Origin of the sequence: Micromonospora radicis, from assembly GCF_003583405.1 — a bacterium.
In the GTDB taxonomy this organism is placed as follows: Bacteria; Actinomycetota; Actinomycetes; order Mycobacteriales; family Micromonosporaceae; genus Micromonospora; species Micromonospora radicis.
On sequence record NZ_QXEC01000007.1, the window covers coordinates 95,813 to 120,964 of the forward strand.

18 protein-coding genes are annotated in these 25,152 nt (G+C 71.2%); 7 read left to right on the plus strand and 11 right to left on the minus strand.

What is annotated here, in order from left to right:
• Window positions 1-44: 44 nt before the first annotated feature.
• The 3 genes from D2L64_RS09770 to D2L64_RS09780 all read left to right on the plus strand — a co-directional run bounded on the left by D2L64_RS09770 (window position 45) and on the right by D2L64_RS09780 (window position 4,879).
• Window positions 45-2,945, plus strand: coding sequence for a condensation domain-containing protein (locus D2L64_RS09770; protein WP_158603486.1), 2,901 nt, complete (start codon window positions 45-47; stop codon window positions 2,943-2,945).
• Complete coding sequence (locus D2L64_RS09775) at window positions 2,942-3,190, plus strand: DinB family protein (protein ID WP_233558883.1); 249 nt, start codon at window positions 2,942-2,944, stop codon at window positions 3,188-3,190. Before D2L64_RS09770 ends, D2L64_RS09775 begins: the two co-directional genes overlap by 4 nt.
• 84 nt (window positions 3,191-3,274) lie before the next feature.
• Window positions 3,275-4,879 (plus strand): ricin-type beta-trefoil lectin domain protein, encoded by a 1,605-nt coding sequence (locus D2L64_RS09780; RefSeq protein WP_233558884.1) that lies wholly within the window; start codon window positions 3,275-3,277, stop codon window positions 4,877-4,879.
• A gap of 67 nt (window positions 4,880-4,946) precedes the next feature.
• Here the strand turns inward: D2L64_RS09780 and D2L64_RS09785 are convergent, their stop codons facing one another.
• Window positions 4,947-5,423 carry an SRPBCC family protein gene (locus tag D2L64_RS09785; protein ID WP_119574595.1) on the minus strand — a complete coding sequence of 159 codons (477 nt, stop codon included), beginning with the start codon at window positions 5,421-5,423 and terminating at the stop codon, window positions 4,947-4,949.
• Window positions 5,424-5,629: 206 nt separating this feature from the next.
• Between D2L64_RS09785 and D2L64_RS09790 the strand changes: the two genes are divergently transcribed.
• The 3 genes from D2L64_RS09790 to D2L64_RS09800 all read left to right on the plus strand — a co-directional run bounded on the left by D2L64_RS09790 (window position 5,630) and on the right by D2L64_RS09800 (window position 13,016).
• Window positions 5,630-8,452 (plus strand): M36 family metallopeptidase, encoded by a 2,823-nt coding sequence (locus D2L64_RS09790; protein ID WP_233558885.1) that lies wholly within the window; start codon window positions 5,630-5,632, stop codon window positions 8,450-8,452.
• A 217-nt stretch (window positions 8,453-8,669) separates the two neighbouring features.
• Complete coding sequence (locus tag D2L64_RS09795) at window positions 8,670-9,587, plus strand: hypothetical protein (protein WP_119574597.1); 918 nt, start codon at window positions 8,670-8,672, stop codon at window positions 9,585-9,587.
• Between the two features lie 432 nt (window positions 9,588-10,019).
• Complete coding sequence (locus tag D2L64_RS09800) at window positions 10,020-13,016, plus strand: glycoside hydrolase family 95 protein (RefSeq protein WP_119574599.1); 2,997 nt, start codon at window positions 10,020-10,022, stop codon at window positions 13,014-13,016.
• A 137-nt stretch (window positions 13,017-13,153) separates the two neighbouring features.
• Here D2L64_RS09800 and D2L64_RS09805 read toward each other — a convergent pair whose 3' ends face one another.
• The 5 genes from D2L64_RS09805 to D2L64_RS09825 form a co-directional block, all read right to left on the minus strand.
• Window positions 13,154-14,548, minus strand: coding sequence for an RICIN domain-containing protein (locus tag D2L64_RS09805; RefSeq protein ID WP_119574601.1), 1,395 nt, complete (start codon window positions 14,546-14,548; stop codon window positions 13,154-13,156).
• A 648-nt stretch (window positions 14,549-15,196) separates the two neighbouring features.
• On the minus strand, window positions 15,197-15,958 hold the full coding sequence (locus D2L64_RS09810; RefSeq protein WP_119574603.1) for an SDR family oxidoreductase: 762 nt from the start codon (window positions 15,956-15,958) through the stop codon (window positions 15,197-15,199).
• Window positions 15,955-16,980 (minus strand): zinc-dependent alcohol dehydrogenase, encoded by a 1,026-nt coding sequence (locus tag D2L64_RS09815; RefSeq protein ID WP_119574605.1) that lies wholly within the window; start codon window positions 16,978-16,980, stop codon window positions 15,955-15,957. The genes D2L64_RS09810 and D2L64_RS09815 overlap by 4 nt, the downstream gene beginning before the upstream one ends.
• Window positions 16,977-17,312, minus strand: a complete 336-nt coding sequence (locus D2L64_RS09820) for an L-rhamnose mutarotase (protein ID WP_119574607.1) — start codon at window positions 17,310-17,312, stop codon at window positions 16,977-16,979. The genes D2L64_RS09815 and D2L64_RS09820 overlap by 4 nt, the downstream gene beginning before the upstream one ends.
• A 1-nt stretch (window position 17,313) precedes the next feature.
• A complete protein-coding gene (locus D2L64_RS09825; RefSeq protein ID WP_119574609.1) occupies window positions 17,314-18,261 on the minus strand; it encodes an aldo/keto reductase in 948 nt (315 codons plus the stop codon).
• A gap of 224 nt (window positions 18,262-18,485) precedes the next feature.
• Between D2L64_RS09825 and D2L64_RS09830 the strand changes: the two genes are divergently transcribed.
• Window positions 18,486-19,184 (plus strand): FadR/GntR family transcriptional regulator, encoded by a 699-nt coding sequence (locus D2L64_RS09830; RefSeq protein ID WP_119574611.1) that lies wholly within the window; start codon window positions 18,486-18,488, stop codon window positions 19,182-19,184.
• An 8-nt stretch (window positions 19,185-19,192) separates the two neighbouring features.
• On the opposite strand, the gene D2L64_RS09835 is transcribed toward D2L64_RS09830, so the two are convergent.
• The 5 genes from D2L64_RS09835 to D2L64_RS09855 form a co-directional block, all read right to left on the minus strand.
• Entirely contained in the window at window positions 19,193-20,077 is an 885-nt protein-coding gene (locus tag D2L64_RS09835; protein WP_119574793.1) for an amidohydrolase family protein, read from the minus strand.
• Entirely contained in the window at window positions 20,074-21,393 is a 1,320-nt protein-coding gene (locus D2L64_RS09840) for an enolase C-terminal domain-like protein (RefSeq protein WP_119574613.1), read from the minus strand. The genes D2L64_RS09835 and D2L64_RS09840 overlap by 4 nt, the downstream gene beginning before the upstream one ends.
• Window positions 21,394-21,484: 91 nt before the next feature.
• Window positions 21,485-22,528 (minus strand): ABC transporter permease, encoded by a 1,044-nt coding sequence (locus tag D2L64_RS09845; RefSeq protein ID WP_119574615.1) that lies wholly within the window; start codon window positions 22,526-22,528, stop codon window positions 21,485-21,487.
• On the minus strand, window positions 22,521-24,062 hold the full coding sequence (locus tag D2L64_RS09850) for a sugar ABC transporter ATP-binding protein (protein WP_119574617.1): 1,542 nt from the start codon (window positions 24,060-24,062) through the stop codon (window positions 22,521-22,523). Before D2L64_RS09850 ends, D2L64_RS09845 begins: the two co-directional genes overlap by 8 nt.
• Window positions 24,059-25,126 (minus strand): sugar ABC transporter substrate-binding protein, encoded by a 1,068-nt coding sequence (locus D2L64_RS09855; RefSeq protein ID WP_119574619.1) that lies wholly within the window; start codon window positions 25,124-25,126, stop codon window positions 24,059-24,061. The genes D2L64_RS09850 and D2L64_RS09855 overlap by 4 nt, the downstream gene beginning before the upstream one ends.
• Between the last annotated feature and the right edge of the window lie 26 nt (window positions 25,127-25,152).

The following is a 25,152-nucleotide window of genomic DNA, read 5'->3' on the forward strand; positions in this document are numbered from 1 at the left end:
AATCGATCGATCCGGCGGCGGAACGGCTCGTCGTACCGTCGGGGATGCGATCCGTCGATGTGGTTGTCCCCGCCGAGTGGGCCTGCGCCCCGCTGCGGCACGTCGAGTTCTCCGGTGCCGGGTCCGGCACCGCCCCACCCACCTGGGCCCAGCAGGTGTTGTGGCGCTCGATCAGCAGGTTCGGCTCGAACCACCGCTTCCTCAACCTGCGCCGTACGGTGCCGGTCTCGGCGCGGGCCGCGATCGACGTGGCGCGGGCGACCCACGCGGTCGGTACGCTGGTCAGCCGGCATGCCTCGCTGCGCACCCGGCTGCCCCTGGTGGACGGCGGACCCGCCCAGCAGACCGAGCCGGCGGGGGTGCTGCCGGTGCTGGTGCGCACCGGCGCGGGCGACGGCGCCGAGGCCGCCCGGGAGGTCGCGAGCCTGCTCGGTGACGTGGCGTTCGACCATGCCGCCGAATGGCCGCTGCGGGTGGCCCTGGTGACGGTCGACGAGCGGGTACGACAGGTCGTGGTGGTGTTCAGTCACACCACCGTGGACGCGCACGCCGCCGAAGTGGTGCTGCGCGACCTGCGGCTGTTGCTGCTGCGCGGCGACCTGCCCACCCCGGCGGGCCCGCAGTCGCCGGAGGTGGCCCGGCAGCAGCACGGTGCCGACCGACGGCGCTCGCAACGGGCGGTGGCGTACTGGCTCCGGGAGTACCAGCGGCTCCCCCTCCGGCCGCTGACCCCGACCGGACCGGGACTCGACCCGCCGCTGCGTCGCGGCGTACTGGTCTCCTCCGCCGTCGACACGGCCGCCCGGCTGATCGCCGACCGGTACCGGGTCAGCGTCTCCGCGGTCATGGCGGCCGGCTACCACGCGGTGGCGACCCGCATGTCGGGCCGGACGGTGTCCGGTCTCTTCCCGATGGCGCACAACCGGTTCCGCACCGAGTACGCCGACGCGGTGGCGAACCTGGGCCAGATCGGCTTCTGCGTGGTGGACCTGAGCGGCCGACCGGACTTCGGCGAGCTGCTGTCGCGGGTCTGGACGGCCACCCTCAACGGACTGCGGCACGCCTACTACGAGCCGCCCGCGCTGCGGGCGGCCTTCGAGGAGCAGGGCATCGACTACGAGACGGCGTTCCTGCCCCATCACTACTTCAACGACGTCCGGCTCGCGGTCGGTGGTGGCGCCCCGGCGCCCGAGACCACGCCGGCCGAGCTGCGCGCCGCGATGGCCCACAGCACCTTCTCCTGGACCGCCGGGCTGCAGCAGGCGTCCTGGCACCTGCTGGCCCACGTCGTCGACGAGCCGGGCGGGGTGGGTGTCACGTTGACCGCCGACACCCGGCACCTGCCGATGGACTCGGTCGAGCCGTTCCTCCGCCAGTTCGAGGAGCTGCTGGTCGAGGCGGCCTTCGCCGACCTGCCATGGCCCTGGTCGACGACCACCGCCGCCGCCCCAGGCACCGCCCCCGGCAGCACCGCCGACCCAGGCACCACCGCCGGCTCGGGCAGCACCGTCGGCTCGGGCACCACCCCTGGCTCGGCCGTCGGGTGGGTCGCCGACGGCGAGGAGATCGTGTCGGTGCCGTTCGACGGCGTACGCGCCGCGAGCGCGCCGCTGACCTGGGGGCAGCGGGCGATGTGGCGCAGCATGGACGAGTTCGACTCCCCCGCCGGGTACCGGGTGTTGAGCCTGCCCCGCACGCTGCCGGTGCCCGCGCGGGCCGAGGTGACCGCCGCGCGGGCGCTCGACGCGGTCGGCGCGCTGGTCACCCGACACGAGTCGCTGCGCACCCGGTTCCGCCGCCGGGACGACGAGCTGCACCAGGAGGCGGCGGCAGCGGGACGGCTGCCGGTGCTCGTGCACGCGGTGTCCCGGCCCCGGGACGATCCCGACGGCCGGCACGCCGCGGCGGCGCTGACCGAGCGGCTGCGCGCGCCCCGGTTCGACCACGTCACCGAGTGGCCGCTGCGGGCCGCCCTGGTCACGGTCGACGACCGGGTGCGGCAGGTCGTGGTGGTCTTCAGCCACGCCACGGTCGACTTCCACGCCAGCGACCTCGTGCTGCGTGACCTGCGGGCACTGCTGCTGCGCGGCGCGGTGGACACCCCGGCGGGCCCGCAGTCGCTGGACCTCGCCGGCCAGGAACGCGACGGGGAGCAGCGGCGCTCGCAGCGGGCGGTGGCGTACTGGGTCCGGGAGTTCGCGGGGTTGACGCCGAGCCTCGCCGAGCCGGTCGGGGCGGCCCCGGCACCCCGCTACCGGCGCGGCTCGCTGGTCTCGGCGGCGGTGCACCACGCGGTACGGCTGGTCGCGGCCCGCAACCGGACCAGCACCTCCAACGCGATCCTGGCGGCCACCGCCGCCGGGCTGAGCGCCGACGGTGGACAGCAGAACTGCGGCATCGTCGTGATGGCCAACAACCGGTTCCAGCCAGGACACGAACGGGCGGTCGGCACCCTCAACCAGATCGGGCTGTGCCGGCTCGACCTGACCGGTCGTCCCGGCTTCACCGAGCTGCTGGCCCGGGCGGGGCGGGCGGCGCTGGACGCCTACCGGCACGCCTACTACGACCCGGCCGAGTGGGAGCGCACCTTCACCGACCTGGGTCACGACCACCGCACGTTCCTGGCCCCCTACTGCTACCTCAACGACGCGCGGCTACTGCGCGAGGTGGACGCGGGGCAGCCGGGACCGGACGAGACGAAGCTGCGGGCGATCCGGTCCGACACCGCGTTCCGCTGGCTGCCGGAGCTCGCCCAGTTCCCGTGGCGCTGCCGGCTACAGGTGCTCGACGCGGCCGGCGCGGTCGAGCTGGTCGTCACCGCCGACACCCGGTACTTCCCGACGGAACGGGTCGAGCCGTTCCTGCGCGGCGTGGAGGCGCTGCTGGTGGAGGCCGCCTTCCGGGACGTGCCCTGGCCCTGGGCACCGACCCCCGGCATCCGGTGACGCCCGCACCGATAACCGCTCGGCGTGCGGCGACCATCGAGTGGCTCCGGCAGCTGCGGGCGGAGTGGCTCGACGTGTTGGGCGGGCTGAGCGACGCCGACCTCGACGAGGTCGCGCCGTTCCCCTGGCCGCACGACCCGGCGCACACCGTGGCGCACCTGCTCGCCTGGGTCAACGCCGAGTTGATGAAGAACGTCGCCGAGATCGGTCAACTCCGGCTGCTGCACGCCGCGGATCCCGCCTGACCTCGCGGCCCGCATCGCATTGAGAACGGTCGACCCACCTGTAATGATTAACACACTTAACAGTCGGTGGGCGAAGGAGCGGACGTGGCGCGATTGCCGAGCAGACGAGGTGCCCCCCGGGCCGTCACCCGATTCACCGCCGCGGTCGTCGTCGGCCTGCTCGGCGCCGCGGCCGGCCTGGTCGCCGGTGGCCGACCCGCCTCGGCGGCGACGGTGGGCGCCATCACCGGACTCGGCGGCAAGTGCGTGGACATCGCCGCCGCCAACCCGGCCAACGGCACCCAGGTGCAGCTGTACGCCTGCAACGGCAGCAACGCCCAGCAGTGGACGGTCGCCGACGACGGCACCATCCGCGGGCTCGGCAAGTGCCTCGACGTGGCCGCCGCGAACACCGCCAACGGCGCCCGGGTGCAGATCCACGACTGCAACGGCACCGCCGCCCAACGCTGGTCGGCCAGTGGCACGCAACTGGTCAACCCGAACTCCGGCAAGTGCCTCGACGCGACCGGGCAGAGTTCCGCCGACGGCACCCCGTTGCAGCTCTGGACCTGCACCGGAAACGCGAACCAGAGTTGGCTGCTACCGACCGGTTCCCCTCCCCCGGCCGGCGGTTTCGTGCACCCCGGCGTGCACGTCAGCCGCGGCCAGCTCGACTTCGTCCGGGGCCGGGTACAGGCCGGCGCGCAGCCCTGGACGTCGGCGTTCAACCAGATGATGAGCAGCCGGTACGCCTCGCTGACCCGGACCCCGGCGCCGCGCGCCGTCGTCGAGTGCGGCTCCTACTCCAACCCCAACAACGGTTGCACCGACGAGCGTGAGGACGCCATCGCCGCGTACACCCACGCGCTGGCCTGGCACCTCACCGGGGATTCCCGGTACGCCCAGAAGTCGATCCAGCTGATGGACGCCTGGTCGGCCACGATCACGTCGCACACCGGGAGCAACGCGCCGTTGCAGACCGGGTGGGCGGGCTCGGTCTGGCCCCGCGCCGCGGAGATCATCCGGTACACCTACGGCAGCTGGCCCAACGCCGGCCGTTTCGCGACCATGCTGCGCAACGTCTACCTACCGGTGGTACGCAACGGCTCCAGCAGCAACGGCAACTGGGAACTGTCCATGATGGAGGCGACCGTCGGGATCGCCGTCTTCCTGGAGGACCGAGCCGCCTACGACGCGGCGGTCACCCGCTTCCTCAACCGGGCCCGCGCCTTCGTCTACCTGCCCAGCGACGGCGACCTGCCGTACACGGTGCCGGGCAGCGGCCTGACCACCCGTACCCAGATCGTCAACTACTGGCACGGACAGTCCACCTTCGTGGCCGGCCTGGCCCAGGAGACCTGCCGGGACTTCACCCACACCGGGTACGGCATCGCCGCCATCTCGCACGTCGCGGAGACCTCCCGGATCCAGGGCCGCGACCTCTACCCGCAGGTCGGTGAGCGGCTGCGACACGCGCTGGGTTTCCACTCGCAGTACCAGCTCGGTGCCACCGTGCCCGGCTGGTTGTGCGGTGGCAGCCTGACCCGGGGGCTCGGCCCGATCACCGAGGTCGGATACAACGCCATGGCCAACCGGCTGGGCAACTCGATGACCAACACCCGGAGCCTCACGCTGCAGCAACGTCCGGCCGGCACCAACAACCTCTTCGTCGCCTGGGAGACCCTGACCCACGGGGACAACCTGTCCTGATCGTCGGTGCCGGGGGTGACGGTGACGCGGGGCGGTGCCGGGCAGCCCGTACCCGCGCCGTGGCCGGTCAGCCTCGCGCCGCCATCCGGCGGGTCAGCTCGGCGGCCCGGTACGCCGCGACCTGCCGAGCCTGACCGGCGACGAACCGCCGCAGCAGCGTCGGTGCGGTGGCGGTGACCTGCTCCCGCACCCGGGTGCCGTCCGTCTCGGCGGTCAGGTCGACCACCGCGCGCAGCCGCACCCACCCTGGGCTGACCACGTCGCTGACCAGCTGAGCGCCCGGTCGGGTGGCGACCATGCGGACCCGGATCGGGTTGTCCCATCGCAGGAGTCGAAGGAACCGGAACCGCTCGACGGCCACGTAGTCGGTCACCGCACGTCCCTCGGGGTCCCGGCCGGTACACACGTCGTTCACCGCCACCACCAGCGGCGACAGTCCGATGTAGCTGTGCGGGTCGCTCAGGTGGCGGTACACCTCGTCCGGCGCCGCCGCGACGCGGCAGGTGGTGGTGAAGGCGATCGGTGGTTTCGGCTCCTCGGGCACGTCTCATCCTGGCACGGGCGCGGCGACCCGACACCTGTCGAAGTCAACCATAGAAATGTTTGGTCACCCGTCGGATGACCCGTCGTGAGCTGCACCGTAGCGTCAACGCGATTCACCTCGCAGGGGACTGCTCACTCACCGTGATCACACCTGGTGGGGTGGGTCGGAGCCCCGTGCTGTCCTTTCAACCCCCAAAAGGAGCAGAGGTGCCCCTACAACCCCGTCGATCACGCCGCAGCCGCGGTGCGGTGGTGCTGTTGTCCACCACACTCGTCGCCTCCATGACCACCATCGCCGCCAACCCCGCCTCAGCCGCACCCGAAGAAACCACCACCAAGACCAACCCGATCTTCCTCACCGGACCCAACCACGGCAGCCCCGAAGACATCGCCATCCGCTACCTCCGCGGCAACCCCACCGCACACGGCGTCACCACCACCGACCTCAGCGACCTCAGCATCCTGTCCAGCTACACCAGCCGACACAACGGCGTCACCCACGTCAACCTCGCCCAACGCCACCAGAACCTCGAAGTCTTCGGCGCCACCGCCACCGTCAACATCGCCAAAGACGGCAGCGTCATCCTCGTCGGCGACACCCTCGTCCCCGACCTCACCAAGCGCACCTCCGGCAACGCCGACCTGGGTGCCGTGGAAGCCGTGGCGGCGGCTGCCGAGGGCCTGGACCTCGCCACGCCGAAGAGCCCCAAGGTGCTCAGCCGTGCCGGTGGCGCGGCGCAGAAGACGGTGGTGTCGGACAGCGGGATCTCCGAGGAGCCGATCCCGGCGAAGTTGGGCTGGCAGCCCACCGAGGACGGGCTGCGCCTGGCCTGGCAGCTGGTCATCGACGACGCCGACGACGACCACCTGTGGAACGCCACCGTGGACGCCGAGACCGGCGACCTGCTCGACGCCGACGACTGGACCGTGCACCACGACACCGACGAGATGGCGCACACCCTGGGCCATGTCTCCGGTCGTACGCTGGCCGCCGGCAACCCCGCCCTCGGTACGCCCGACCCGGTCCAGGACGGCTCCAGTTACCACGTCTACGGGTATCCGAGCGAGAGCCCGAACGACGGTCCGCGCAGCGTGGTCACCAACCCGGCGGACGCGCTCGCGTCGCCGTACGGCTGGCACGACACCGACGGGGTGCCGGGTCCGGAGTTCACCACCACGCAGGGCAACAACGTCCACGCGTACATGGACCAGGACAACAACAACCAGCCGGACTTCGGCAGCAGCCCCGACGGCGGGGCCGGGCTGAGCTTCGACTTCCCGATGGACGTCAACGAGCACGCGCAGAGCTACCGGGACGCGGCCACGGCGAACCTGTTCTACTGGAACAACGTCATCCACGACGTCACCTACCTGTACGGGTTCGACGAGGCGTCGGGCAACTTCCAGATGAACAACTACGGTCGCGGCGGCGTGGGCGGCGACTACGTCCGGGCCGAAGCCGCCGACGGCGGCGGCTCGAACAACGCCAACTTCTCCACCCCCGCCGCCGACGGCGGCACCCCCCGAATGCAGATGTACCTCTGGCCGGGCAACCAGTTCGGCGCCCAGAACCAACTCGTCGTCGACGGCGTCGGCTCCTTCGACGCCACCTGGTCCCGGTTCAGCCCGGCCCCCTCGGTCGCCGGCCTGCCGGGGCACGGCCTGGTCTACGGCGGTACCGGCTGCAACACGGCCACGTACCCGCAGACGCTGCCGGACGGCAACTGGATCGCGGTGGTCGACGGTGGTACGGCCGCCTGCACGTATCTGCTCCGGGCCCAGGTGGCCCAGTCCCTCGGTGCCAGGGCCGTGGTGGTCGCGCACAACGCGGCCGGCGCGGCGCCGGTACTGACCGGCGCGATGACCACCACTCCGGTCGCCATCCCGGCGGTCGCGGTGACCCAGGCAGACGGCAACACGATCAAGGCCGCCATCACCGACGGGCAGGTCACCGGCTCGGTACGCAAGCACCCGAGCCACCCGGGCATCCGCGACGGCGACTTCGACGCGGGAATCGTCATCCACGAGTACGGTCACGGCATCTCCAACCGGCTCACCGGTGGCCCGGGCGTCAACTGCCTGAGCGGCAACGAGCAGATGGGTGAGGGCTGGAGCGACTACTTCGCGCTCACCATGCTGCTCGACCCGGCGTTCGACACGGCCGACGGGGTGCGCGGCATGGGCCCGTACGCCCTCTTCCAGGACGACCGCAGCGGCGCGGGCATCCGGCCGCGGCCGTACTCGCGCAACATGGAGATCCAGCCGTTCACCTACGACAGCATCAAGACCGGCGGCTGGCTCAACGGCACCTCACTGGCCGCACCACACGGCATCGGCCACGGCTGGGCCGCGGTGCTGTGGGACATGACCTGGGACCTGATCGACAAGCACGGTCTGAACCCCAACGTGTACGAGGCGTGGGACACCGGCGGCAACAACCTCGCCATGCAACTGGTCATGGACGGGCTCAAGATGCAGGGCTGCGGCCCCGGCTTCGTGGTCGGCCGCAACGCCATCATCGCCGCCGACGCCGCACTGACCGGCGGCGACAACTCCTGCACCCTGTGGGCCTCCTTCGCCCGCCGCGGCCTCGGCTACAGCGCCGTACAGGGCACCACCAACCGCGACGACAACACCGAAGCCTTCGACACCCACCCCTCCTGCCGCAGCGACTTCACCGACCGCAACGCACAACCCGAACTGAACACCCTGCCCGCCGGTGACGCCGCACCCATGAAGTTCAACCTCGGCACCAACCGCGGCCTCGACATCCTCGCCAGCAACTCCCCCTACTCCCGACTCGTCGACTGCGACACCCTACGCACCGTCAACCCGGACGGCCCGATCACCCCGCGCCCGACACCCGTCGCCGCAGTCAACCCGGGCAACTCGACGATGTCCGTCAGCGGCAACGGTCAGTACAACTACGTCTGGAAGACCGACCCCGCCTGGGCCGGCGCCTGCCGCGAGTTCGTCCTGACCCTCGACAACGGATTCCAGTACCGCTCCTACTTCAAGTTCATCGCCTGACTCTCACCGGTGGTTCCGTGGGGCGGTCCGGCGGTCCGGACGGCCCCACGGAACGCCCCACGATCCCCACGAAGAGACACGTCAGATGTATTGATGCCGGGTATCCCCCCAAGGCGGACATCGATGCCGATCTGCCATTGCCTACCCCGACCCGCCGGAGTAACCTTCCCGCAACACATCAGATGTCTCATCCGATTCGAGGTGCTGCCATGCGGTTATGTCACCGGACCCCACCCGCCCGGGTCGCCGCATCTCCGGCCCGCCGCCGGTTTCCGGTCGCTGGACACTGACGGCCAGCACCGTGTCGACCGCCGGCACCTCCCCGCATCCTCTCACCCCGGACCAGGCCCGCGGACTGCTCGTCGCCCAACTGGGACCGCGCGCCGACCTCGATCACGCCACCACCGAGCGGCTCGTGGCGTTCTGCGCCGGCCTACCGCTGGCGATCAACCTCGCCGCCGCCCACCTGCGTCGTCGTCCCGACCAGTCGGTCGCCGCGCTCACCGCGGACCTCGACCGGGCGGTTCACCGGTTTCCCGGGCTGGCCGGGCAGGAACTGGCGGCGGCCGCCACCTTCGACCTGTCCTATCGCGACCTGCCCGCCAGCCGGCAGCGGCTGCTGCGGTATCTCGGTCTGCATCCCGGCCCGGACTTCGATGCCGCCGCGGCCGCCGCGCTGGGGAATCTCACCCTGGTCCGCGCCCGTGAGGGCCTGAACGCCCTCCGGAGCGCCCAACTGCTCATCGAGCGTGGCGACCGCTACCGCTTCCCCGAGTCGGTCGTCCCGTACGCCCGCGGGCTGGCCGCGGCCGAGCCTGCGGCCAACCGCGAAGCCGCCCTGCACCGGCTCGCGCACCAGCGGGGGGCCGCCCCGACCACGGATCCGGCCGACACCCGACGCGAGCCGTCCACCGCCGGCCCGGCCACGGCGCGCCACGAGCCGCCCACCGGCACCGGCCGGAGCAGTCGCCGCGACGCGGCTCCCACCGACCCGGCCGGCGGCCGGCGCGGCTCGGCCGCCACTGGCGGACCGGAGGCTCGGCGCACGGGCAGTTCCCCGCGCAACGTCGTCGACCTGCACGAGGCCGGCCCGGACACCGTCCGGCAGCCCCGGGCTCGTCGCCGCCGACACTGATCGTGATACATCCGATGTATCTGCGGGCCTGACCTGGGCGCCGCTCCGCCGCGACCGCCGGTTGGCCGGCACCACCCGTCGTCGCCGACGGCGCCCTCGCACTGAGCGCCGGTCAGCCCGCGACGCCCACCTCCGGCATCAACCTCAGGCGAGCCCGACGAGGGCTTGAATCAACCATTGCCTATTCCGTCACGCCGGAGTAACCTTCGCGCAACACATCAGATGTCTGAGCGTTCGAGGGGCTGCCACGCGGCCTTCCTGGACCCCAGCGCGCCACCGTCGCCACCCGCTTCACCACCCCATGTTCCGAGACGGGGTCGACGGGCGCCCCACCCCCGCGCGGCAACCGGTGCAGCCACGACGCTCCCCACCCCGACATCTGCCCCGCACAGTTCTTCGGGTGGCCGGGAACGGCCACCGTTTGGAGGATCGATGTCAGACGTGACGCGACGGCAGGCGCTCAAGATGGGAGCAGCCGGCGCCGGCGGTGCGCTGTTGCCGGTTCCCTGGACCGCCATGGCCCGAGCCGACTCGGTGGCGCCACCACAGGTGCTGGCCGCCAACGACCTGGCACTCTGGTACGACCGGTCCGCCGGTACCGACTGGCTGCGGGCGTTGCCGATCGGCAACGGACGCCTCGGCGCCATGGTGTTCGGCAACGTCGATGCCGAACGCCTGCAGCTCAACGAGGACACGGTCTGGGCCGGCGGACCGCACGACCCGAGCAACACCAGAGGTCTGGCGGCGCTGCCGGAGATCCGGCGGCTGGTCTTCGCCAACCAGTGGACCCAGGCACAAAACCTGATCAACCAGAACATGCTCGGCAACCCGGTCGGGCAGCTGGCGTACCAGACCGTCGGCAACCTGCGGCTCACCTTCCCCTCGGGCACCGCGTCGCAGTACAACCGCCAGTTGGACCTCACCACCGCCATCACCAGCGTCAGCTACGTGCTGAACGGCGTGCGTTACCAGCGGGAGGTCTTCGCCAGCGCACCCGACCAGGTCATCGCGATGCGGCTCACCGCGGACCGGACGGGTTCGATCAGCTTCACCGCCACCTTCGACAGTCCGCAGCGGACCACCGTCTCCAGCCCCGACGGCAGCACGATCGGCCTCGACGGGGTCTCCGGCAACCAGGAGGGCGTCACCGGCGCGGTCCGCTTCCTGGCGCTGGCCAGCGCGGTCGTCAGCGGTGGCAGCGTCACCAGTTCCGCGGGCACCCTGCGGGTCACCAACGCCAACAGCGTCACCCTGCTGATCTCGATCGGCTCCAGCTACGTGAACTACCGCAACGTCGGCGGCGACTACCAGGGCATCGCCCGCCGCCACCTGACGGCCGCCCGGGGCGTCGCCTACGACCAGCTGCGCGCCCGGCACGTCTCGGACTACCAGGCGCTGTTCGGTCGGGTGAACCTCGACCTCGGCCGCACGGCCGCCGCCGACCAGCCCACCGACGTACGCATCTCGCAGCACAACAACGTCAACGACCCGCAGTTCTCCGCGCTGCTGTTCCAGTTCGGCCGGTACCTGCTGATCTCCTCGTCCCGACCCGGCACCCAACCGGCCAACCTCCAGGGCATCTGGAACGACTCGCTGACCCCGGCCTGGGACTCGAAGTACACCATCAACGCCAACCTGCCGATGAACTACTGGCCGGCCAACACCACCAACCTGTCCGAGTGCCACGCCCCGGTCTTCGACATGATCAGGGATCTCGCGGTCAGCGGGGCGCGTACCGCCCAGGTGCAGTACGGCGCCGGCGGCTGGGTCACCCACCACAACACCGACGCCTGGCGGGCCACCTCGGTGGTCGACGGGGCCTTCTGGGGCATGTGGCAGACCGGTGGCGCCTGGCTGGCCACGCTGATCTGGGATCACTACCTGTTCACCGGCGACGTCGAGTTCCTGCGCGCCAACTACCCGGCGATGAAGGGTGCCGCCCAGTTCTTCCTCGACACGTTGGTCACCGAACCGACGCTCGGCTACCTGGTGACCAACCCGTCGAACTCGCCGGAGATCGGCCACCACGCCGACGCCAGTGTCTGCGCCGGGCCGACCATGGACAACCAGATCCTGCGGGACCTGTTCGACGGGTGCGCCCGGGCCAGCGAGATCCTCAATGTGGACAGCACCTTCCGGGCCCAGGTCCGCGCCACCCGGGACCGCCTGGCGCCGAACCGTATCGGTTCGCGGGGCAACATCATGGAGTGGCTCTACGACTGGACCGAGACCGAGCGCACCCACCGGCACATCTCGCACCTGTACGGCCTGGCGCCCAGCAACCAGATCACCAGGCGCGGTACGCCACAACTGTTCGAGGCGGCCCGCCGGACCCTGGAGATCCGCGGCGACGACGGCACCGGCTGGTCCCTCGCCTGGAAGATCAACTTCTGGGCGCGGATGGAGGAGGGCAACCGGGCGCACGACCTGATCCGCTTCCTGGCCACCCCCGCCCGCCTCGCCCCCAACATGTTCGACCTGCACCCCCCGTTCCAGATCGACGGCAACTTCGGCGCCACCGCCGGCGTCGCCGAGATGCTGCTGCAGAGCCACGCCGGGGAGCTGCACCTGCTGCCCGCCCTGCCGGCGGCCTGGCCGACCGGCCAGGTGAGCGGGTTGCGGGCGCGGGGCGGGTACACCGTCGGGGTGGCCTGGAGCAGCGGTCAGGCCACCGAGATCCTGGTCCGGCCGGACCGGGCCGGCACCGTCCGGCTGCGTAGCCGGCTGTTCACCGGTAACCACAGCGTGGTCGACGTCGCCGACGGCTCGGTGCCGCGCACCACCCGGCTGGCGACCGACCTCGTCGAGGTCACCGTGCAGGCCGGTCGCACCTACCGGGTCACGCCCTCCGGCGGCGGCACCACGCCGACGTTGGAGCAGAGCTTCACCAACGTCAGCACCACCAACGACACCAACACCGGTGCCGGCAACTTCGACGGCAACGGGGCCACCCTCTCCGCGCAGGCGCTGGCGCAGGCCGGGGTCACTCCGGGAGCCACCGTCAGCCGCAACGGGGTGAACTTCCGCTGGCCCAACGTGGCACCGGGCGGTGCCGACAACGCCATCGCCTCGGGACAGTCGATCAGCGTGACCGGCACCGGCCGTACGCTCGGTTTCCTGGCCACCGGCACGTACGGCGCCGTGTCGGGCACCGGCACGGTGGTGTACGCCGACGGGACGCGGCAGTCGTTCACGCTCAGCACCCCCGACTGGTACGGCGGGCCGCACTCCGGCGGCACGGCGGCGGTGGTGATGCAGTACCAGAACCGGCCCGGCAACCAGCGGGTGACGACGCCGGCCTGCGTCTACTACGTCGGCGTGGCGCTGCAGAACAAGGCGGTGGCCCGGGTCGAGCTGCCCAACATCAGCGCCCGGCCGGCGGCGGGCGTGCCGACGATGCACGTCTTCGCCATCGCGATCGGCGCCTGAGCGCGGCGCACGCACACCGAGGATGAGCCGGGGGCGGATCCCACGTTCGGGATCCGCCCCCGTTCTCCGTGCCCGGGTGCGGAGGACCGGAGTGGCCGCGGCGGCGCGGGCGATGCCCGCGCCGCCGGTCGCCTCGATCAGATCGCGGCGATGCTCCACTGCAGGTTGGCGCTGCCGTCGGGCGCCCACAACTTGACGCGGGAGCCGACGGTGCTGTCACCACCGCTGTCCAACGCGGTGCCGGTGCCCCGGTTGATGATCTGGTAGCGGTCGTTGCCCAGGCTGTTCAGCCGCCACTGCTGGTTGACGTGACCGTTCCACGGCGCCTGTACGGCGGTGGCGCCGTTGCTGGCGTCACCCCAGCTGTCGGCCACCATGCCGTTGGTCCGGTTGACCAGCCGGTAGAAGCCACCGCCGGAGTCCACCAGTTGCCAGTGCAGGTTGGTGTTCCCGTTGTAGGTCCACTGCTTGAGCATCGACTGGGTGGGTACGGTTCCGCCGCTGTCCAGCCCGAGGCCGGTGGCGACGTTGGTGATGCGGGCCCAGCCGGTGGGGATACCGCCGTTGCCGGGCGGCGGGGTGCTGCCGCCGAACTGGGTGAAGAAGTTCCAGGTCTCGCCGGGCAGCCAGGTACGCGAGCCGCTGTCACCGGGAGCGCCGTCCTGCGGGGCGGCGATGTGCCCGCCGTCGAAGGCGGCCCAGGTCACCGGGTAGCCGGACCGGCAGCCGGAGTAGGTGGTGGTGCGGTGCGTGAGGCTGCCCTGGGCCGGCTCCGGCGGGTTCTGGGCGGTGCAGCCGTTGTTGCGGACGAACCGGTCGCGCAGGGCCCGACCGGTGGCGATGTTGTCGCTGATGCCGTGCGCACCGAAGTAGGCGATCGGCTGGGTGCCGCCGCTGCATCCGCTCAGCTCGCGGGGTGCGCCGTAGACGGCGACCGCGCGGAACACGGTGGGCCGGGCACAGGCGAGTGCGTAGCTCATCGCGCCGCCGTAGCTGAAGCCGACGGCGAAGCGCTGCGTCGTCTCGACGCAGAGGGCCTGTTCGATCTGACGGATCATGTCGTCGACGAAGGTGACGTCCTCGCCGCCGGCGTTGGCCCAGCCGTTGCTGATGCCCTGCGGCGCCACGAAGATGGCGCTGTTGTTCGCCAGCCGCTGCAGCCCGTAGTAGGACCAGACGTCGCGTTGCACGGTCTGTCCGGTGGCCACGTCGGTGGCGGTGCCACCCCACCAGTGGAATCCGAAGATCAACCGGTAGGGGTTGTTCTGCTGGTAGTTGTCGGGCACCCGCAGGATGTAGCTGCGGCTCTTGCCGCCGCTCTGGATGGTGTGCGTACCACTGCCCAGCCCTGGTGCCCGACCGCAGCCGGCGGTCGCGGCGAGGGTGCCGACGTCGGCGACGGCGACGGTGCCGGCCTGGGCGGCCGTGCCGGCGGTGCCGGGGTTACCGGCCAGGGTCGTGGCGACCATGGTCAGGGCCAGTGCGGTGGCTCCGAGGGCGAGCGGTGCGAGGAAGCCTCTGCGTCGCGGCATCACGCGGCTCCTCTCGACTCGGTCGGGTGCGGGAACGATCGCAGGCGCATGTGGATCTCCTTCCGCGTCGGGATCGACGCGTGGACGGTGCGGTGCACCGTCGGTGGTGGTGGCGGCGGGGTGTGGCCCGCCGTTTGCGGAGCGGTCCGAGCGGATGGCTCGCGTCGGTCGGCGGCCGGGGCCGGCGAGGGGACGGTGGGACGCGGCGTGCACGTGGTCGGACAGCTCAGCGAGAGGTGGGTCTTCCTCCCTTCCTCCGCGGGCGCGCGGTCGTACCGGCCGGTGGGCACGGCGCGGTACGGCGTGGGCCGGCGAGATGACGCGGTGACGGCAGGGTCGACCGCAGCCCGGTGTCCCGGAGGTGCGCGACCGATGTTGCTGCCACTCGGCACCGGCCGTGGCCCGCGGTGGCGGTTGCCCCGCGGACCGACGGCGTCCGGCGTCGAGGAATACGGAAGTGTCCTCAGCGGATCCGCTGGATGCCGGAGGCGCCCATCACTCCCATCCCGAAAGATATCGGGTTAGCGATAACATTACAAGAGATAGATTAGAGTCATTGGGAATAAGTGTCACCTTCTCAGCGGCATCCTCTCGAAGCCGGTTAGGCATTGTTCACGTTCACTCGCCGGGTCCGCCCGGACCGTCGGCTCAGCGCGCCAGCCAACCGCCGTCGACCGGGATGACGGTGCCGTGCACGTAGGCGGCGGCGTCGGAGGCGAGGAACACGGTGGCACCGGCGATGTCCTCGGGGCGGCCCCACCGACCGGCCGGGATCCGCTCCAGGATCGACCGGTTGCGTTCCGGCTGCTCCCGAAGGGCCTGGGTGTTGTCGGTGCTGATGTAGCCGGGGGCGATCGCGTTGACGTTGACCCCGTGCGGCGCCCACTCGTTGGCCAACGCCCGGGTCAGACCGGCGATGCCGGACTTCGCCGCGGCGTACCCGGGCACCGTCACGCCACCCTGGAAGCTCAACATCGACGCGGTGAAGATGATCTTGCCGCTGCCCCGCCGGATCATGTCCCGGCCCAGCTCGCGCGCGAGCACGAACGGCGCGGACAGGTCGACCTCCAGCACGTGGTCCCAGTCCTCGTCGCCGTGCTCGGCAGCCGGCGCCCGACGGATCGTGCCGGCGTTGTTGACCAGGATGTCGACCGGCCGGTCCCGCTCACCGAGCCAGCCGGCGAGCTCGCGGACGACCTGCCGGTCGGACAGGTCGGCCTGGTACGGCACGAACGTACGCCCGTGCGCCGCCACCCGTTCGGCGACGGCACTCCCGCTGGCCTCCAGCGACGCGCTCACGCCGATCACGTCGGCGCCGGCCGCCGCCAGCGCCTCCGCCATGGCCAGGCCGATGCCACGCCGGCAGCCGGTCACCACGGCCAGCCGGCCGGACAGGTCGAACGGGTTCACGCGTCTCCTCCACAGTCGATGAGCACCTTCACGTCACCGCCGGCCGCGAGGGCCTCGAAGGCCTGCGCCACCTCCGCCAACGGCACGATGCGGGAGATCAGCCGGTCGGCGGGAACCTGCCCCTCGTGGACCAGACGGACCGCCTCGGCGTAGTCGTCGTGCTGGTAGACCCGCACGCCGATCATCTCCAGCTCGCGCCAGAAGACCCGGTGCAGGTCCACCTCCCGGGGCTTGGGGTGGATCGCCACGATGACCAGCCGACCGCGTACCGCGAGCAGGTCGGTCGCGGTCCGCACCCCGCCCGCCGAGCCGGACACCTCGAACACCACGTCGGCGCCGGCGCCACCGGTGTGGTCCTGCACGTAGCCGGCGACGTCCACGTCGGCCGGGTCCACCGTGGACAGGCCCAGGTCGGCGGCGAGCGCACGGCGCCCGGGGTCGAGTTCGAGCACCGTCACCGTGGCGCCGGTGGCCTGGGCGACCACACCGATGAGCAGGCCGACCGGCCCGGCGCCGATGACGACGGCGTGCTCACCGGCGGTCAACCGGGAACGCCGCACGTCGTGCACGGCCACCGCGGTCGGCTCGACCAACGCGCCGTGCGCCAGCGACATCTGCTCCGGCAGGGGCACCAGGATCCGGGCCGGCACCGTCCACGAGCGCTGCATCGCCCCCGGTGAGTCGATGCCGATGAAGTTGAGCCGGTGACAGATGTGGGTGTGTCCGGCGCGGCAGGCCGGGCACTCGCCGCACCAGTCCAGCGGCATGACCGTCACCGGGTCGCCCACCCGGTGACCGGTCACCCCGGCACCGATCTCGGCGATGCGACCCGACATCTCGTGCCCGATCACCGCCGGGACGCGGACGCGGTGGTCCATCGCGCCGTGCGCGATGTGCAGGTCGGTGCCGCAGATGCCGGTGTACGCGACGTCGAGGCGTACCTCGCCGGGGCCGGGCGGCACCGGCTCGGTGGCTTCGACGACGAAGGTGCCGTCGCCGACGTACTGTGCGCTGCGGTTCACGCCGTCTCCTCGGTCAGGTGCCAGATCTCTTGCATCGGGGCCCACCAGTGTCCCGAGCCGGGCTCGGCGAGGGACTCCTGGCAGGGGTCGGTCAGCTTCCACCACGCCTGGGTCTGCGGGTCGGCGGCCATCTTGCGCTGATCGGCCTCGTGGTCGTCGCCGACGTACTCGTAGTAGCCGAACAGCAGGTCGCCGTGGAGGAAGATGGTGTAGTTACGGATGTTCGAGTCGCGGATGGTCTGCTCCACGCCGGGCCAGACCTCCGCGTGCAGCCGCAGGTAGGTGTCCCGATGCTCCGGGCGGAGGCGGATCACGCAGCCGTACCGTCGCACGTCAGTTCCTTCCCGCGGGGATGTTGTTCTCCGGGCGTCCGCTGGGCCAGGCCCGGTCGCGCACCGGCGCCAGCAGCTTCTCCAGGTCCGCGAGCAGTTCGGCGTCGGCCGGGGTGAGCGCCCAGCGCACGTTGCGGGCCATGTTCTCCGGGCTCGCCGAACCCACGAAGGTGGTGGCGAACTGCGCCGGTTCGACCGCGAACCGCAGCGCGACCTGGGCGATGTCGATGCCCCGCTCGGCACAGAGCGCGGCCGCGGCGGACGCGGCGGCCCGGACCTCCGGCGGGGCCGGATGCCAGGCCGGCGCACCGCGGTGCGACAGCAACCCCATGGCCAGCGGCGACGCGTTCATCACCCCGACGCCCCGCTCGGCGAACTCGGGTGCGGCGGCGGCCAGCGCCCGGTCCAGCAGGGTGTAGCGGCAGTAGGACAGGACGGTGTCCACCGGTGTCGCCGCCGCGACCCGGGTGAGGGCTTCGAGTGGGTAGCCGGTGATGCCGAGGTGACGGACCTTGCCCGCGTCGCGCAGCCCGGCCAGGGCGGGCAGCGTCTCGTCAATGACCTGGTCCAGGTCACCGAACTCGATGTCGTGGCACTGGATGAGATCGAGGTGGTCGGTGCCGAGCCGGGCCAGGCTCTCCTCGACGCTCGCGGTGACCCGGGCCGCGGAGAAGTCGAACGACGCCTCGCCGTACCGGCCGACCTTGGTGGCCAGCAGGTAGCTGTCCCGGTCGACCCCGCGCAGGGCCCGGCCGAGCACCGTCTCGGCGACGGTGTCGCCGTAGTACGGAGACACGTCGATGATGTTCACGCCCAGGTCGAGTGCGGTACGCACGGCGCGTACACCGGCCTGTTCGTCGACCGGGCCGAAGACTCCGCCCAGCGGCGAGGCGCCGTAGCCGAGCATCGACACGGTACGGCCGGTGCGGCCCAGTGGACGGTACTGCATTGGGATCACACGCCTTTCCGCGCAGGTGTGCCGCCGGGGTGTGCCATTCGCCGGGATCGGGCCGGCGGGCATGGCCATACGCCGGGACCGAATCGCCGGTCCGACCGCGACGGCGACAAACATCGGATGTCTATATAGTGGGTGGCGTTGCCGATGGCGAGCCACGTCGTCGGGGTCGACTCCATGCCGACGGCGCATGGGTGTCCAGCGCGAAGGGGGCCCGCGTGGCACTGACCGACGACGCGATCGCGAAGATCCGGAGCATGATCCAGACCGGCGAGTTGCCGCCCGGCACGAGGCTGCCGCCGGAACCGCAACTGGCCGCCCAGATGGGGCTGTCGCGCAGCGGGGTCCGGGAGGCGGTGAAGGTGCTGGAGTCGGCCCGGGTGCTCGACGTGCGCCGCGGCGACGGGACGTACGTCACCAGCCTCGCGCCCCGGCTGCTGCTGGAGGGGCTCGGCGTCGCGGTGGAGCTGCTGCGCGACGACACCCTGCTGGAGGTGATGGAGGTCCGGCGGATGTTGGAGCCGGTGGCGACCGGCCTGGCGGCGTTGCGGATGACCCAGGCCGAACTCGACGAGCTGGCCCAGATCCTCGAGGACATGCGGGCAGCCGCCGACGACGCCGAGAAGCTGATTCAGTTCGACGCCGCCTTCCACCACCGGGTCATCGCGACGACCGGCAACGAGACCCTCACCTCGTTGCTGGACGGGCTGTCCAGCCAGACCCTGCGGGCCCGGGTGTGGCGCGGCCTGATCGAGGGCAACGCGGCGCACAAGACGATCGACGAGCACCACGCGATCTACCTCGCGCTGCGCTCGCGCGACCAACTGCTCGCTCAGGCCAGCGCGCTGATGCACGTCAACACCTCGGAGGCGTGGCTGCGTACCGTGCTGGCCGCCAAGGCGGCGGAGGACGCCTAGGCGCACGGTCATGCCGGCGGCACGGCCGGGACGAGGTGCGCCACCCGCCCGGCCAGTTCGTAGGTACGCACCGCGGTGCCGGCGAAGATGTCCTGCCGCTGCGCCCCGGACAGCGGCGGCAGCACCGCCTCCAGCGCCCGCCGCACGCCCGGATAGTCGGACCTGAGCAGACATACCGGCCAGTCCGAACCAAACATCAGACGTTCCGGACCGAACTCCTCGATCGCCACCTCGACGAACGGACGCAGGTCCCCCGGCGACCAGTCCGGCCGCGCCTCGGTGACCATGCCGGAGAGCTTGGCGACCACGTTGGGGCTGGCCGCCAGCTCGGCCAACGGAGCGCGCCAGCGGCGCAACCCCGCCGCGCCCTCGTCGATCCGGGGCTTGCCCAGGTGGTCGAGGACGAGGCGGAGTTGTGGCAGCGCCCGGGCCACCCGGGCCGCCGCCGGCAGTTGGTCGACCCGGATCACCAGGTCGAACACCAACCCGGCGGCGGCGATCTCGGCGAGTCCGCGACGCACCTCGGGCCGGTCGAGGTAGTCGGGGTCGGCCTCCCCCTGCACCTGCGAACGCAGCCCCACCAGGTACTCGCCGCCGCGCAGCCGGCGGTATCCGGCGATGCTCTCGCAGACGTCGCCCGCGGCCACGTCGATCCAGGCCACCACCCCGACGATCGACTCGGTGTCGGCGGCGTAGCCGAGGAACTCGGCCGCCTCGTCGGGGTGGCAGCGTCCACCCTCCACCAGCACTGTGGCGTCCACTCCGGTCGCGGTCAGCTCGGCGGTGAGGTCCGCCGGGGTGAACGGTCGCCGGATGACGTCCAGCCCCGGCTCGTCGAGCCAGGTGTAGCCGCGCTCCGGCCGCCACAGGTGGTGATGAGCGTCGATGATCATGCCGTGGCTGCTCCCGTCGTGCCCGCCGCCCACTCCGGGCCGTCGGGGTAGCGGTAGTCGGACAACGCGGCGGGCACGATCTCCGCGCTCATGCCCGGCGCCTGCGGTGCCAGATAGCGTCCGCCGCTGATCCGTACCGGGTCGGTGAAGTGCTCGTGCAGGTGGTCGACGTACTCGATGGCCCGGTCGTCGGTGCTGCCGCTGAGGGCGACGAAGTCGAACATCGCCAGGTGCTGCACCAGTTCGCAGAGCCCCACCCCACCGGCGTGCGGGCAGACCGGCACCCCGAACTTGGCGGCGAGCAGCAGGATCGCCAGGTTCTCGTTGACCCCGGCCACCCGGCAGGCGTCGATCTGCACCACGTCGACGGCGTCGGCCTGCAACAGCTGCTTGAACATCACCGCGTTGTGCACGTGCTCGCCGGTGGCCACCTTGACGGGGGCCAGCGCCTTGCGCACCGCGGCGTGCCCGAGCACGTCGTCCGGTGAGGTCGGCTCCTCGATCCAGTACGGGTCGAACCGGGCCAGCTCGCGCATCCAGGCGATCGCCTCCGGTACGCCCCAGATCTGGTTGGCGTCGACGGCGATCCTGATGTCCGGACCGACGGCCTCGCGGGCGATGCCCATCCGCCGTACGTCGTCGGCCAGGTTCCCCCCGACCTTGAGCTTGATCAGCTGGTATCCCGCCTCGACCGCCTCCTTGCAGAGCCGGGCCAGCTTCTCGTCGTCGTAGCCCAGCCAGCCCGGCGTGGTGGTGTACGCGGGATAGCCCTCGGTGACCAGGATCCGTTCACGGTCGGCCCGCCCGTCGGCCGCGGTCCGCAGCAGCGCCAACGCCTCCTGCTCGGTGAGGGCGTCGCGCAGGTAGCGGAAGTCGACCTGGGCCACCAGCTGCTCCGGGGTGAGGTCGGCCAGCAGCTTCCACAACGGCTTGCCGGCCCGCCGGGCGGCCAGGTCCCACACCGCGTTGACCAGGCCGCCGGCGGCCATGTGCACGACCCCCTTCTCGGGCCCGAGCCAGCGGATCTGGCTGTCGCCGACGAGCCGGCGGGCCAGGGCCCCGGGGTCGGCGACCAGTTCGTCGACCGGTTGGCCGACCACCATGGCGGCCAACGACTGCACCGCCGCGACCTGGATCTCGGTACCCCGGCCCACCGTGAAGACCAGGCCGTGGCCCTCGGCTCCCGCGCTGGTGCGCAGCAGGATGTAGGCGGCGGAGTAGTCCGGGAAGGGGTTCATCGCGTCTGACCCGTCGCGGTGACGGGACGTGGGGAACCGGACGTCGATGGTTTCTACGGACGTGATGCGCTCAGTCACCGCAACTCCTGTGGGGGTCGAACATCTGACGTGTCTGTGCCCGTGCTCATGGGTCCACCTCGCCGCCGGTCGGCCGCCGGACCGGTCCACCTCATGTCTGCGCCTTGCCCCCGGTGATGCGGGAGACCACCAGGGCCACCAGGATGACCGTGCCGTTGAGGAAGTTGGTCCACTGCGCGGGCACCCCGGCGAGCGTCAGCACATTGATAATCATGAAGAGCAGAAGGACGCCGGTGAAGGCACCGAACACCGTTCCCTTGCCACCGTTGAGGCTGACGCCGCCGATGACGGCCGCGGCGAAGACCTGGAAGATGGCGCCGCTGCCCTGCGCGGCGGGCACCGCGGCGAGCCGGCCGCTCATCAGCAACCCGGCCAGCGCCGCCAACACGCTGGCGACGATGAGGGCGATCCACAGCACCCGGTCGGTGCGGATACCGGCGGCGCGGGCCGCGTCGACGTTGCCGCCGATGGCGTAGAGCGCCCGACCGGCCCGGGTGAAACCGAGCACCACGATGCCGCCGCCGAACAGCAACAGCGACAACCAGATCGACGCGGGTACGCCGAACCAACTGGTCGAGCCGAGGTAGGTCATCGACTCCGGCAGGGCGAAGAACGTCTGGCCTCCGGAGATGCCGGTCAGCAGGCCGCGCAGCACGATGAGCATGCCCAGCGTGACGATGAACCCGTTGAGCCCAAACCGGACGATGAGCAGCCCGTTGAAGGCACCGACCAGGGCACCCACGAGGAGGACCACCGGCACCGCCCAGGCCGACGGCAGGAAGTCGAGCCCGAGGCCGCGGGTCAGGGCCGGGTCGATGATCAACCAGGCGGCGATGCCGGGCGCGAGCCCGAAGGTGGACTCCAACGACAGGTCCATCTTCCCGGTGATCAGCACGATGGTCTGTGCGAGGACCACGATGGCGATCTCCGACATGCTCTGCAGCACGTTGATGATGTTGTCGGAGCTGAGGAACACCGGGTTCACGATGAAGCCGACGATGGCCACGGCGATGATCGCCGGTACCAGGGCCAGGTCCCGCAGGCGGGCGATGGCCAGTGTCCGCTGCGGCGGCGGCGCCGGTGACGGCGGCGGGGACGCGGGCGGCGACGCGGTGGTGGACAGCGTCTCAGACATGGTGGAGATCCACCCCTTCCATGGCGGCTACCAGATCGTTGTCGCTCCAGCCGTGGGCCATCTCGCGGACGACCCGACCCTGGAACATCACCAACACGCGGTCACAGATCCGCAGGTCGTCCAGCTCGTCGGAGACGACGAGCACGGCCGTGCCGTCACGACGTACGTCGTCGACGACACCGAGCAGGGTCTGCTTGGAGCGCACGTCGACACCGGCGGTCGGCGTGATGAGGACCAGCAGCTTGGGGTCGCTGGCCAGGGCCCGGCCCATGACCACCTTCTGCTGGTTGCCTCCGGACAGGTCGGAGACCGGCACGTGTGGGCCGGACGCCTTGATCGCCAGGTCGGCGATCGACTGCCGGGCCACGGCGTCGCGGCGGGCCGGGGAGATCAGCCCGCGTCGTCCGATGCGGTGCGGCACCGTCATCGTGACGTTCTCGGCGATGGACAGCAGCGGTACCAGCCCCTCCCGGTGCCGGTCCTGCGGCACCAGGCCGACTCCGGCGTCGAGGGCGTCGGGCACGCTGCCCGGACGCAGTACCCGACCGTCGAGGGTGACGGTTCCGCTGGCCGGTCGGGCCAGGCCGACGATCGCCTCGGCCACCTCGACCTTGCCGCTTCCGCCGCCGCCGGCGATGCCGACGACCTCGCCGGCCTTCGCCTCCAGGGACAGCTCGGCGCCGGAGGCGGTGACGAGATCCTGCACCGACAGCAGCACCGGCACGTCGGCGGACAGCCGGCGGTGCACCGCCTCGGGCATGCTGACGTCCTCCCCCGTCATCGCCGCGACCAGTGCCGGACGGCTCAGCTCGGCCACCGGGGCGGTCAAGATGTGTCGGGCGTCGCGGAACACCGTCACCTGGTCGCAGATCTCGTAGATCTCCTGCAGGTGATGGCTGATGAACAGGAACGTCACGCCCTGGGCGCGCAGGTCCTGGATGCGGCCGAACAGCCGGTTGATGCCGGCGCCGTCGAGCTGCGCGGTCGGTTCGTCGAGGATGATGAACCGGGCGCCGAAGGACAGTGCCCGGGCGATCTCGACGAACTGCCGTTGTTCGACCGAGAGCGTCGAGGCGGGCTGGCGGACGTCGACGTCGACCGACCACTCGGCGAGCAGTTCCCGGGCGTCGTTACGCAGGGCGTTCCAACGGATCAGCCGGCCGGGTCCGCGGGCGTGCCGGTTGAGGAACAGGTTCTCCGCCACGGTCAGGGTCGGGATGATCGTCGACTTCTGGTAGACGCAGGCGACCTGACGCCGCCACGCGTCGCGGTCGCCGAGCGGGGGCGCCGGCTCGCCGTCGAACGTGACCGTGCCGGTGTCCGCGGCCTGCAGCCCGGTGAGGATGCTGACCAGGGTCGACTTGCCGGCGCCGTTGCGGCCGACGAGGGCGTGGGTCTCGCCCCGCCGGACCACGATGCCGGCCTCGGACAGGGCCAGTGTCGACCCGAAGCGCTTGGTGATGTTCGTGGCCTCGACGACGGGCCGGTCGTCAACGACCGGCCCGTCGGTCGGGCCCGTGGGGGTGGCACTCATGCGTTGTTGCCCCAGAGGGACGCGTCGTCGAACTTCACCGTGGGCTCACCGGCGATCGGTGCGCCGTCGAGGGTCACCAGCGGTGCCGGCAGCTGGTCCTCCAGCAGGCCGTCGCGGACCTGGATGATGTTGCTGCCGTGCTCGGTCGGGCCGGGCTGGAACGTCTTGCCCTCGATGGCGGCCTTGACGTACTCCAGGCCGTACTTGGCGTACAGGTCGGCCGGCTGGCTGACGGTGGCGTCGATCAGGCCCTCGCCGATGTGCTTCAGCTCCTCCGGGATGCCGTCGTTGGAGACGACGAAGACGTGCTTCGGGTCGGTCGGCGGCACCTGCAGGCCCCGCTGCTTGAGGATCTGCAGGGTGCCGGAGAGCGCGAACGACGACTGCATGTAGATGCCCTTGATGTCCGGGTCGGACGCGAACCGGGTCTGCAGCTTCGACGCCGCCACGTCCGCCTTCCAGTCGGTGGCCTCGCCGAAGACGGTGATCTCCGGGAACTCCTTCTGCATGCACTCGTTGAACGCCTCGGTGCGGTCCCGGCCGTTGATCGAGTCGAGGCCGCCCTGCAGCATCACGACCTTGCCCTTGCCGCCGAGCTTGGTGCCGAGGAACTGGCACGCCTTGGTGCCGTAGGCGCGGTTGTCGGCGCGAACCACCATGAACACCTTGCCGGTGTCCGGCCGGGTGTCGATGGTGACCACCGGGATGTCCCGGCTCTCCAGCTGCGACAGCGTCGGCGCGATGGCGGCGGTGTCCTGCGGGGCCATCACCACACCCTTGACGCCCTGGCTCATGAACGTCTGGGTGTTCGAGATGAGGTTCGCGATGTCGTTCTGCGAGTTGGTGGTCTTCAGCTCGACGCCCAGTTCCTGCGCGTACTGCGGCACGTACTTGATGTACGAGTTCCAGAAGTCCGTGTCCGAACGGGGGTAGTCCACGCCGACCAGTTGGTTCGAGCCGGTGCCCGTCCCGTCGCCGGAGTCTCTGTTGCAGCCGGCGGCGAAGGTGGCCGCCGCACCGAGCATCAGGGACAGGCCCACGCTCGTCAGTGCCCTGCGATTCATTGACTTTCCTCCATATCTTGGTGTCA